Below are 10,512 nucleotides of genomic sequence, written 5' to 3'. Positions count from 1 at the left end.
TCTGCAGATTGCAGGTCGGTTTTTTTGTGTGTAGTCCCAAAAGAAATAGAAAAACTGACAAGTGAACGTCAATCCGTCATCAAGTCAGTTTTAAGACAAGCATCTAGATTAAAAAGAAGGTGTTGTGTCAAGAGGGCGAGACTTGATTTGACGTAATAGCGCTGCAGCACGCGCTTCAAGAGGTGCTGGTAATTGATTTAAGGAGAAATATTGTAAGTCGAGACTCTCTCCATCTGTCATTTGTAATGTACCGGATACGTCTTTTGCTTGAAAGAGATGAATCACACTGTAGGTTTGGTCACCATTTGGATAACGGAAGAAGTAATCAGGACCAGAAAAGACGTCTAGCAGTTGAACGCTTTGTGCTTGAAGTCCGGTTTCTTCCTGCAACTCACGCATCGCGACTTCTTCAAGTGTCTCACCCGGTTCCATTGAACCACCGGGGAACCCCCAACTGTGCGTATCCGAACGATATTGAAATAGCAGTTCAAATTGTGGATTCATGACGAGTACGGTCGCGCCTACGCTGATCAACGGTCGATTTCCTACGATTTTTCGTAAATCTAATAAGTATCCCATCTGTTCACTCCTTTCGTATCAGTATAGAAGAATATTCATTATGACAGTTAGTAAAAAGAAATGAGGCAAAAAGACTTGCCAATTTAAAAGACACATGTTATATTAATATCTGTCGAAACGTTATATCATCGCGGGGTGGAGCAGTCTGGTAGCTCGTTGGGCTCATAACCCAAAGGTCGTCGGTTCAAATCCGGCCCCCGCAACCAATTTTTAAATAATCAAATCCGAAACGTTTATCGTCGCGGGGTGGAGCAGTCTGGTAGCTCGTTGGGCTCATAACCCAAAGGTCGTCGGTTCAAATCCGGCCCCCGCAACCAATTTTAAACTTAACTTCAACTTTACTACGAAACGTTCAGCGTTTCGTATTTTTTTTTGCCTTTTTCGTCCGGTACAATAGAGAAGGACGAACAGTACGTATTAAAGGAGGAGACATCGTATGATAGAACTGGAAATGAATAGCTTGGAAGAAACGACTGCCTTAGCTCTTGAACTCGGACGACGTGCTGAAGCAGGGATGGTCATTACGCTTGACGGAGATTTAGGTGCTGGGAAAACGACCTTTACTCAAAGCTTTGCGAAAGGATTAGGTGTGACGCGTCATGTCAATAGCCCTACCTTTACGATCATGAAAGTCTATACGGGACGTCTCCCTCTCTATCATATGGATGTTTATCGCCTGGAAGGTTCCGGTGATGATATCGGACTTGAAGAATATTTGAATGGTGAAGGCGTCGCCGTCGTCGAGTGGTCTGAATTAATTGCGGACAGCCTTCCACCGGAACGGTTGGCAATCACGATTACACGAACGGGTGACGATAGCCGCCGTTTTGAGCTAACACCGATCGGAGAACGATACATTACATTATGTGAGGGATTGAGATCATGAAAATCGTAGCTATTGATACATCGACGAAACAATTATCGGTCGCTCTTTCAGACGGAAAACAGATCGTAGCAGAAGCTTCTTACGTCACGTCTTTGAATCATGCGACAAAACTCATGCCGTTACTTGAGCGTTTGATGGCGGAAGCGAAGTGGACACCATCCCAACTGACACGCGTCGTCGTTGCTGACGGTCCTGGTTCTTATACAGGATTACGGATTGGTGCGACAACAGCGAAGACGCTTGCCTATACACTCGGTATCGAACTGGTTGCGGTCTCGACACTTGAGTTGATGGCGGCTTCGACAGGTCATACGGGACGTGTTGCAGCGATTCAAGATGCACGACGCGGATCAGGTTTTGTCGGAGTATACGACGCCGGGGAACGAATCGGTGAAGAACAACATGTCGAAATCGCCTCTTTTGTGAGGACGTTAACGTCAGATACGCTCGTCACAGGAGACGTCGATACGTTTGAAGAACTTCTTCAACCATTTGAAAAGGCGGCTCCTGCGTTTCGGACGCCGCGTGCCGGAGTGCTCGCCTTACTCGGTGCAACACGCGAGACAGTCGAAGCGCATGCGTTTGAGCCACGTTATCTGCGTCTGGCTGAAGCAGAAGCGAAATGGATCGAGGCACAGCGTCATGAGTAAGGGGATTCGTCGCATGACCGTAAACGATGCTGCAGGTGTTCACGCCGTCGAACTCGAATCGTTTGCGACACCGTGGACACTGGATGCCTTCGAAGCAGAAATGACACAAAATCCGAATGCCTATTATGTCGTTGCCGATCAAGAGGGTATCGTCGGGTTTGCTGGTCTGTGGCATATTGCGGATGAAGGACATATTACGAATATTGCCGTCAAGCAGTCGCACCGCGGACAAGGACTTGGGGAAGACTTGCTAACGGCATTGATCGCGGTCGGTCATGCACTCGATTTACGAGCGATGACACTTGAAGTACGTGTCTCGAACACACCGGCGCGAACCTTATATGAAAAACTCGGATTTCACTATGTTGGTATCCGAAAACGATATTATCAGGACAACAATGAAGATGCTGCCATCTATTGGCTAGAGCTGGAGGGAGAAGACTTATGACACAACCATTGATTCTAGCAATCGAATCGAGTTGCGACGAAACGGCGGCTGCCGTCGTTCGTGGAGGAACCAACGTCTTATCGAATGTCGTCTCGTCTCAAATTGAAAGTCATAAACGATTCGGTGGAGTCGTGCCTGAAGTGGCATCACGACATCATGTCGAACGGATCACATACGTCATCGATGATGCCTTGACGGAAGCAAACGTCACGATCGACGATATCGATGCGATTGCCGTTACCGAAGGACCAGGACTTGTCGGGGCATTACTCGTTGGTGTCAGTGCGGCAAAGACACTTGCTTTTGCACATAATAAGCCTTTGATCGGTGTTCATCATATCGCAGGTCATATCTACGCGAATCGTCTCGTACAAGAGTTAACGTTCCCGCTCGTCTGTTTGATTGCATCAGGTGGGCATACGGAACTGATTTACATGCCAGAAGACGGTGTATATGAAGTCATCGGTGAAACACGAGATGATGCAGCAGGGGAAGCCTATGATAAAGTCGCTCGAACATTGAAGTTACCGTATCCAGGTGGTCCACGGATCGACCAGTTGGCACAGACGGGGCAGGATACGTTCCATTTTCCACGCGTCTGGCTCGAGAAGGACTCGTATGACTTTAGCTTCAGCGGTTTGAAGTCAGCGGTCATCAATGCCGTGCATAACGCTGAGCAACGGGGAGAAGTGATCATCCCGGAAGATTTAGCTGCGAGTTTCCAAGCGAGCGTCGTCGAAGTCCTCGTGACGAAGGCGATCCGTGCCGTGAAGGATAAAGGGGGACGCCAATTGCTGCTTGCTGGTGGCGTCGCCGCTAATAAAGGATTGCGTAACGGTCTCGAAGCAGCATGTGCGAAGGAAGGAATCGATCTCGTCATTCCGCCGATGCACCTCTGTGGAGACAATGCAGCGATGATTGGAGCGGCTGCGATCCATCCATATCGCGCGTTACGCTATTCGACACTTGCCATGAATGCAGAACCTGGGCTAGATTTAAAGTAAGGAATCCGAACAACTTGGGGGAAATGGAATGAAAAAAGTCATCATCGCATTGTTAGCGGTACTGGTCATCGTCGCGATCGGGCTTCAGGTCCGAGAAATCGTCAACGCATACCAAGTCGCCTATAAGGAAGAACTCGTACCCGATAAGAAAGCGGTCGAGACGAACACGAAACAACGTCCACTTTACGAAATCGGACGAGCAGAAGGGGAAAAAACCCGGATTCAAAAGTTATATGCTTTTGATCAGACAATCAATGGGAAGCTCAGTAACGTCGTCATCGTCGATCGGAAGTATGGTTTAACGAACAAGGCGAGTGATGATTATTTCATGGTTGCTCCCGGAACACCAGTGACGAATCAAGAGAAGAAGTCATTCGAACCGATGATTCAAAAGATGGATGCGGAACAAGTCCAAGCAGAAGTGATCTCGAAGCACGAGGTGACAGCTGTTGAAAACAATAAAAAACGGACTGTGACGTTATTTAAGGTCTTTTATAAAGATACGGATCAAAACGAGTACCTCTTCTTCATCGAAAAAGAGGGCGGGCTGAAACTCGATCTATTCAAGAAGGGCTACTCACGTCTTTCCAATTACTAATCCATTAAAACAGCGGATTCCTAAAAAGGAATCCGCTGTTGTTCGTTCATTGCCATTCAGTGATACCGGTCAAGTCATCATAGATGCGATCCGGATCAAGATTTAATTCTTCGACCGGAAGTCCGTTTCGATTGATCCATGCCGTTTTGAAGCCGAAACTCTTTGCCCCGGTGATGTCCCAACCGTTCGAGGACATGAAGAGGATCTCCTCGCGTTTTAAACCGAGTGTGTTCAACGCATGCATATAAGAAGCAGGTGCTGGTTTATAGTGTTTGATGTCATCAACACTGACGAGATGTTCGAACCGATCGGCTAAACCTGACTGTTCGATCAACGGATCGAGCATATCATGGGAACCATTCGAGAAGACGACCAAACGCTTATGCGCCATCGTCTCGAGAACAGAGCTAACTTCTGGGTACACATCAAGTGTCAGGTACGTCTCCATTAAAGTCGTGATTTGTTCCTCGGTCACATGGAGCTTCAGTTCGAGTAACGTATAACGGAGGGCATCTTGTGTCACTTGGCTGAACGGCACATATTGTCCGTTCAATTGTCGCAAGAAGGAGTACTCCAGTTGTTTCTCTCGCCAGCGTTTACTGATCGCTTCTCCGTGTCCCGGATACAGCTCCTCTGCTTGCTCTTTGACGGAATGGACATCGAATAATGTACCGTAGACGTCAAAGACGAGTGCTTGAATCGTCATAAAAACATTCATCTCACTTTCATAGAGTCTGTTTTAAGAATTCCCTTACATGACGGATTCAAACGATACTTATGAATGCACCTGCTGCAAAAAGCGATGAAACGTCTGTGCGAACGCGCGACAAGCGGCTTGTTTCTCCGGTGTGTTCGGATCAAACTCAATCTTCAAGCCATCCGTGACGATGGTCGCCCCAGCTTCTTTTAATGCGTCTTCAATCAAATCAACGGCTGCGCAGTACTTCGGATAATCAAGATCACCCGAGCCAAAAGCAGCAGCCGGCATCCCGTCTAAAAATTGTTCCCGTAGCTCCTCGACGAAATCTTCTGCTTCATACGGTAAATCACCGTCTCCCCATGTATATGAGCCGAGTAATAGACCATCAAAACGTGATAGATCCTCCCCGACGAATTGATCCAGTTCTGTAATCGTCACGTTGACATCGTGTTGCTCGAGCTCACGTTGAATGATTGAGACGATATCTTCCGTATTACCGGACATGCTGACGAATCCAATTGCAATCTGCATGCATGTTCCTCCTTTCGCTGTACTTCCTTACTTTAATTGATAATGATTATCAATGTCAAAAGATCATATAAAAAAACACCTTCCGAAGAAGATGCTTTTTCATACATTAGTCTTGTAGTTCGGCCCATTCCTCAATGGAACGAATGACCGGTTCGAGTTGACGCCCTTTGTCGGTCAAACTGTATTGAATCTTAATCGGACGATCGGGAATGACAGTCCGGATGACGATGCCTTCCGCTTCGAGCTCCTTCATACGTTCCGTGAGCATGCGACCTGATAATTCGGGGATGGCATCTTGAATCTCATTGAAACGACATGTCTTCGTCAACAAGTGACGTAAAATCAGACCTGTCCATTTCTTACCTAAGATTTCAAAGGCATGTTCGACTTTGGGACAAAGAGCCGTTTGGATTGCGACTTCTTCCATCAGCACTCATCCTTTCTATAATTGTAGTATACCCGCTTCTGCTAAAAAAATCGAATCATTTTACTTAATGTAACAAAAAGAACTAAAACAAATCTATTTACTTTTAGTAAGTGATAAGATATAGTCTGTTTATCGAGTTACTTAAAGTAACTTAAAAACATTAGGTAAAAGGAGAAGAGAGAAATGATGGATACAGGACTTTTAATCATTCGTTTAATCATCGGTTTAACATTTGCTGCACACGGTACACAAAAATTATTTGGTTGGTTTGGTGGACACGGCATCGCTGGAACAGGCGGTTGGTTCGAATCAATTGGCATGAAGCCAGGGAAGGCACTCGCAATTACAGCGGGTCTTGCTGAATTAATCGGTGGACTATTGTTTGCAGGCGGGGTATTCCTCTGGATCGCTGCAATCCTCATCATCGGTTCGATGCTTATCGCGATCGTTAAAGTACACGGTGCGAATGGTTACTGGGTGACGCAGAACGGGTACGAATACAACATGGCATTGATCGTTATCGCCCTTGGAGTGGCGATGATCGGTGCTGGAGACTATTCACTCGCTGCACTCATCGGGTGAGGAAAAAGGTGGGTCATTCATGAAGTTCGAGGCATCAACGCTTAGCGCAAAAGACAATTATAAATTACTGATCGGAAGCATCATTCCGCGTCCGATTGCCTTCGTGACGACGCTAGGGGAAGACGGGACGGTCAACGCCGCCCCCTTTTCCTTCTTTACGGTCGCATCAAGTAGTCCGCCACAACTGGTGATTGCCGTACAACGGACGGATCAGGGACAAAAGGATACGGCACGTAATATCCTAGCAAAACAAAGCTATGTCATCCATATCGTCAGCGAAGAAATCGTCGACGCTGTCAATGAGACGGCTGCGCCACTCGCTTACGGTGAAAGTGAACTCGAACGGACGGATTTAACGCTCGTCGATAGCGACGCAATCGACGTGCCCGGAATCGCGGAAGCGAAAATCCGGTTCGAGATGCGCTTGACGCAGCATGTCGAGCTAGAAGGTGCCGATCTTTTGATCGGGGAAGTACTGCGCTATCACGTCGCGGATGAACTCGTAGAGTCGTTCCGGATCGATGCGGCAGGATTGAAGGCTGTCGCTCGTTTAGCGGGAAATGATTATGCGACGATCGGGAAGACGTTTACGATTGCTCGACCGACAAAATGATAGAAGTGTGAATGCTTGATTCACTGTACGATCCATGTTGACGACGAACGTTTCGATTCAAATAAAAAGGAGTGGAGAGACCGGTCTAGCTACCGGAATCTCCACTCCTTTTTTCATATCGCGCATCTAGTTCATCAATCGGACTTCAAGGTTGTGAATCGATTTCGTTCGAAGAACCTTCGAGACCGTGACGTTTACTATACTGATAACCATCGAGCAAATAAAAGACGATTGCGAGTGCCCAAATGCCGACACAGCTGATCAAGAAAGCGGTGAGCGGTGAGACACTACCGTAATACGATAGGATCAACGGGTCAGTGAGTTCGACGAATAGTTGTGTCGTCAGGAGCGTACAGCATAATCCCGAGAGTAAACTGACGAAAAGACCGCTCCATGTCTGGATGACGAGACCAATCATACAAGAAATCAGGAGAAACAAAGGAAGCGCAGCATTAAAGGCATCCGGCCGGATGAAGGTCGACACGTAGTCCGCATACATCGGTACGAAATAAAGGATGCCGGATAGCAGTCCTTGAATCAAGTTAATGAAAAAGCTTTTCGTCCGCATCAGTGTTGGTTCTCCCATCGTTCCATCAATTCGAGTAGATCGACATCGATCTGGTCCCGTTCCGCAGATAACGCTGTCGCTTTTGGAATATCATTAAAGACTTCCGGTTCGCAAAGCAACTGTTCGATTTCCGCTGAACGCTGTTCGAGCCGTTCAATATCTTGTTCGAGTTGTTCGATTTGCTGACGGCGTTTTTTTTCTTCTTTCTGTGCTTCTTTGTCGATCGTCTTCGATGCCGTGACTTTTGCAGCTTTTGCCTCTTCGGCTTCAAGGCGAGCGATTTCTTCTTGTTCGGCCTTCTTCTCTGTGTAGTACGAATAATCGCCGAGGTATTCTGTCACACCAGCTTCACTCATCTCGATGACGCGTGTCGCGATCCGATCGATGAAGTAGCGGTCATGGGAGACGAAGAGTAGCGTACCTTCATAGTCGACGAGAGCGTTCTCAAGGACCATCTTCGAATCCAGATCCAAGTGGTTCGTTGGCTCGTCAAGGATGAGGACGTTCGTCTTCCGGAGTTTCAGTTTTGCGAGCGCGAGACGTCCGCGTTCGCCACCAGACAATTCATGAACGATTTTGAAGACATCGTCGCCGCTGAACAGGAATTGTCCGAGCACAGAACGGACTTCTTGTTCGCGCATCAGTGGCCATTCGTTCCAAATCTCATCGATGACACGGTTCCGGTCATTGAGTTCCGCTTGCTCTTGATCGTAATACCCGATCGAGACGCCGGTGCCGAAACGGAAATCACCGAAGAGAGGACGTAAACGACCGACGAGGACTTTTAAGAGCGTCGACTTCCCGATTCCGTTCGGTCCGACGAGTGCCAGTGATTCGCCGCGTTGCAAGCGGAACGTGATGTCTTTTGAGACAGCTTCTTCGTAACCGATCGCCAGTTGATTGACTTGAAGAACGTCATTCCCGCTCTGTTTTTCGATTGGGAAGGAGAGGACCGTACTGCGTTCATCTCCATCTGGTCGATCGAGCCGGTCGACCTTCTCGAGCCGTTTTCGAACGCTTTGAGCACGCTTTGTCGTCGTCGCCCGAGCGATGTTTCGTTGAATGAAGTCCTGCATCTTTGCGATTTCTTCTTGCTGCTGTTCGAACTGTTTCATTTCTTGATCGTACAATGCCGCTTTTTGCTCCAGGTACTTCGTATAGTTCCCCGTGAACTTACGACAGACATTACGTGAGAGCTCATAGACGACATTGACGACTTGATCGAGGAAGTACCGATCGTGCGAGACGATCAGAACGGCACCACGATAACCACCGAGGTAACTTTCAAGCCAAGCGAGCGTATCGATATCCAGGTGGTTCGTCGGCTCATCGAGAATGAGAAGCTCTGGTGCTTGCAGGAGCATCTTCGCTAAGGCGAGCCGTGTCCGTTGACCCCCGGACAATGTCTGGATCCGGCGTGAGTAATCGTCTGGATAAAAGCGCATGCCGTGCAGGACGGAGCGAATATTCGCTTCAAACTGATAACCACCTGCTTCTGAGAAGTCATGTTGCGCTTGATCGTACGTCTTCAGAAGTCGATCGTAAGCGACCGGGTCGTTCAAGATGTGCTCCATGCCCATCTCGATTTCCATTCGGCGCAGTGTCCGTTCTTGTTCTTGCAGATGTTCAAAGACGGTCAGCATCTCGTTCCAGATCGTCTCATTCGATTCGAGACCACTGTCTTGCGCGAGATAGCCGATTTTGACATCTTTACCTTTCATGATATCGCCCGAGTCATGACTGAGTTCACCAGCGATGATTTTGAGCAAGGTTGATTTACCGGCACCATTTCGACCGACGAGCGCAATTCGGTCGCGCTCCTGTACTTCTAGTTTGATATTTTCTAAAATCGGCTCGACGCCGAATGATTTCGAGAGTTGGTTGACTTGTAAGAGTATCATTTCCATCCATCCTTCCACCCTTTAGTCTATCACGAACAAAAGCGCGAGGTCCTGCGGAATATATTATTTGTGACTCTATGTGAAGTGGTTTACAATCAAGGAGAGTAGAAAGCTTTTTGCAAAGATTTGGGTGCCACGATGGATGTGGCCGAAGGGGGAACTGCAGGATGAATGGACCAGACACAAAAATTCCACAAGCGACAGCAAAACGGTTGCCGCTATATTATCGTTTCATCCAAAGTTTATACAATTCAGGTAAGCTCCGCGTCTCTTCTGCTGAGTTAAGCGAGGCGGTGAAGGTTGATTCAGCAACGATTCGTCGCGATTTTTCCTACTTTGGGGCGCTAGGGAAGAAGGGGTATGGATATAACGTTCAACATCTCTTAACGTTTTTCCGGAAAACCTTGAATCAAGATGAGGTGACGAATGTCGCCTTGATCGGGGTCGGTCATCTCGGAACAGCGTTTGCAAATTATAACTTTTTAAAGAATAATAGTACTCGGATAGTCGTTGCGTTTGATGCGGACGAAGAGAAGGTCGGAACAACGACGCATGACGTTCCAATCTATCATGTTTCGGACATGAAAGAACAAATCGAAGCGAATCAGGTCGATGTCGCCATCTTGACGGTTCCATCCCAGTTCGCACAGTCAGTAGCGGATGAGTTAGTCGAGTATGGTGTGACAGGCATTCTGAACTTCACGCCTGCACGGTTGAACGTGCCAGCGAGCGTTCGGGTTCATCACATCGATTTATCGATCGAGTTGCAGTCGTTAGTTTATTTCATGAAGCATTATTCGCAATCAGCTGAAGGAGTGAAATCATAATGGAAAACCTTATCCCGCTCACGTTAGGTATCGGACCTGCGAGTATCGGATTAATTGCTGTCGTCGCGTTGATCATCTTCGGACCGAAGAAGTTACCGGAATTCGGTCGTGCTGCCGGTCAAACATTGAAAGAGTTCAAGAATGCCACGAACGGCATCATGGACGACGATAAAAAGGACGAACCGAAAGAGAAGTGAT

General features: G+C 47.6%; 15 protein-coding genes and 2 tRNA genes. 11 read left to right on the top strand and 6 right to left on the bottom strand.

What is annotated here, in order from left to right; all coding sequences use genetic code 11:
• Nucleotides 1–108: 108 nt before the first annotated feature.
• On the bottom strand, nucleotides 109–579 hold the full coding sequence (locus tag B2U10_RS15520; protein ID WP_290788786.1) for an NUDIX hydrolase: 471 nt from the start codon (nucleotides 577–579) through the stop codon (nucleotides 109–111).
• A 129-nt stretch (nucleotides 580–708) separates the two neighbouring features.
• Here B2U10_RS15520 and B2U10_RS15515 point away from each other — a divergent pair.
• The 7 genes from B2U10_RS15515 (at nucleotide 709) to B2U10_RS15485 (ending at nucleotide 4,165) form a co-directional block, all read left to right on the top strand.
• A tRNA-Met gene (locus B2U10_RS15515) sits at nucleotides 709–785 on the top strand.
• A gap of 34 nt (nucleotides 786–819) precedes the next feature.
• A tRNA-Met gene (locus B2U10_RS15510) sits at nucleotides 820–896 on the top strand.
• Nucleotides 897–1,015: 119 nt separating this feature from the next.
• Nucleotides 1,016–1,465, top strand: coding sequence for a tRNA (adenosine(37)-N6)-threonylcarbamoyltransferase complex ATPase subunit type 1 TsaE (gene tsaE / locus B2U10_RS15505; protein WP_035410846.1), 450 nt, complete (start codon nucleotides 1,016–1,018; stop codon nucleotides 1,463–1,465).
• On the top strand, nucleotides 1,462–2,115 hold the full coding sequence (gene tsaB, locus B2U10_RS15500) for a tRNA (adenosine(37)-N6)-threonylcarbamoyltransferase complex dimerization subunit type 1 TsaB (RefSeq protein ID WP_290788783.1): 654 nt from the start codon (nucleotides 1,462–1,464) through the stop codon (nucleotides 2,113–2,115). Before tsaE ends, tsaB begins: the two co-directional genes overlap by 4 nt.
• A gap of 13 nt (nucleotides 2,116–2,128) precedes the next feature.
• Nucleotides 2,129–2,563, top strand: coding sequence for a ribosomal protein S18-alanine N-acetyltransferase (gene rimI, locus B2U10_RS15495; RefSeq protein WP_290788780.1), 435 nt, complete (start codon nucleotides 2,129–2,131; stop codon nucleotides 2,561–2,563).
• Nucleotides 2,560–3,567, top strand: a complete 1,008-nt coding sequence (gene tsaD / locus B2U10_RS15490) for a tRNA (adenosine(37)-N6)-threonylcarbamoyltransferase complex transferase subunit TsaD (RefSeq protein WP_290788777.1) — start codon at nucleotides 2,560–2,562, stop codon at nucleotides 3,565–3,567. The genes rimI and tsaD overlap by 4 nt, the downstream gene beginning before the upstream one ends.
• A 28-nt stretch (nucleotides 3,568–3,595) precedes the next feature.
• Nucleotides 3,596–4,165, top strand: coding sequence for a hypothetical protein (locus B2U10_RS15485; RefSeq protein ID WP_290753145.1), 570 nt, complete (start codon nucleotides 3,596–3,598; stop codon nucleotides 4,163–4,165).
• A gap of 46 nt (nucleotides 4,166–4,211) precedes the next feature.
• Here B2U10_RS15485 and B2U10_RS15480 read toward each other — a convergent pair whose 3' ends face one another.
• The 3 genes from B2U10_RS15480 to B2U10_RS15470 all read right to left on the bottom strand — a co-directional run bounded on the left by B2U10_RS15480 (nucleotide 4,212) and on the right by B2U10_RS15470 (nucleotide 5,823).
• Nucleotides 4,212–4,871, bottom strand: a complete 660-nt coding sequence (locus B2U10_RS15480) for a haloacid dehalogenase type II (protein WP_035410831.1) — start codon at nucleotides 4,869–4,871, stop codon at nucleotides 4,212–4,214.
• 69 nt (nucleotides 4,872–4,940) lie between these two features.
• The gene (locus B2U10_RS15475) at nucleotides 4,941–5,396 is read right to left on the bottom strand and encodes a flavodoxin (protein ID WP_035410828.1); all 456 of its coding nucleotides are present in this window, start codon (nucleotides 5,394–5,396) and stop codon (nucleotides 4,941–4,943) included.
• Between the two features lie 106 nt (nucleotides 5,397–5,502).
• Nucleotides 5,503–5,823, bottom strand: a complete 321-nt coding sequence (locus tag B2U10_RS15470) for a winged helix-turn-helix transcriptional regulator (protein ID WP_214852009.1) — start codon at nucleotides 5,821–5,823, stop codon at nucleotides 5,503–5,505.
• Between the two features lie 183 nt (nucleotides 5,824–6,006).
• Here B2U10_RS15470 and B2U10_RS15465 point away from each other — a divergent pair, with 183 nt between their 5' ends.
• Nucleotides 6,007–6,405 (top strand): DoxX family protein, encoded by a 399-nt coding sequence (locus B2U10_RS15465; protein ID WP_290788774.1) that lies wholly within the window; start codon nucleotides 6,007–6,009, stop codon nucleotides 6,403–6,405.
• 19 nt (nucleotides 6,406–6,424) lie between these two features.
• The gene (locus B2U10_RS15460; RefSeq protein ID WP_035410823.1) at nucleotides 6,425–7,018 is read left to right on the top strand and encodes a flavin reductase family protein; all 594 of its coding nucleotides are present in this window, start codon (nucleotides 6,425–6,427) and stop codon (nucleotides 7,016–7,018) included.
• A gap of 145 nt (nucleotides 7,019–7,163) precedes the next feature.
• Here B2U10_RS15460 and B2U10_RS15455 read toward each other — a convergent pair whose 3' ends face one another.
• A complete protein-coding gene (locus B2U10_RS15455) occupies nucleotides 7,164–7,586 on the bottom strand; it encodes a hypothetical protein (RefSeq protein ID WP_290788771.1) in 423 nt (140 codons plus the stop codon).
• On the bottom strand, nucleotides 7,586–9,487 hold the full coding sequence (locus tag B2U10_RS15450) for an ATP-binding cassette domain-containing protein (protein WP_035410903.1): 1,902 nt from the start codon (nucleotides 9,485–9,487) through the stop codon (nucleotides 7,586–7,588). The genes B2U10_RS15455 and B2U10_RS15450 overlap by 1 nt, the downstream gene beginning before the upstream one ends.
• A gap of 167 nt (nucleotides 9,488–9,654) precedes the next feature.
• Between B2U10_RS15450 and B2U10_RS15445 the strand changes: the two genes are divergently transcribed.
• Both B2U10_RS15445 and B2U10_RS15440 read left to right on the top strand, forming a co-directional pair.
• Nucleotides 9,655–10,314 (top strand): redox-sensing transcriptional repressor Rex, encoded by a 660-nt coding sequence (locus B2U10_RS15445; protein WP_023469604.1) that lies wholly within the window; start codon nucleotides 9,655–9,657, stop codon nucleotides 10,312–10,314.
• Complete coding sequence (locus B2U10_RS15440) at nucleotides 10,314–10,511, top strand: twin-arginine translocase TatA/TatE family subunit (protein ID WP_029342825.1); 198 nt, start codon at nucleotides 10,314–10,316, stop codon at nucleotides 10,509–10,511. The genes B2U10_RS15445 and B2U10_RS15440 overlap by 1 nt, the downstream gene beginning before the upstream one ends.
• Nucleotide 10,512: the final 1 nt, after the last annotated feature.

The sequence above is a fragment of the Exiguobacterium sp. UBA7533 genome (assembly GCF_002479335.1).
GTDB lineage: Bacteria > Bacillota > Bacilli > Exiguobacteriales > Exiguobacteriaceae > Exiguobacterium_A.
The sequence above is the reverse complement of the archived record's forward strand: the minus strand, read 5'-3'. Positions and strand labels throughout refer to the sequence as shown.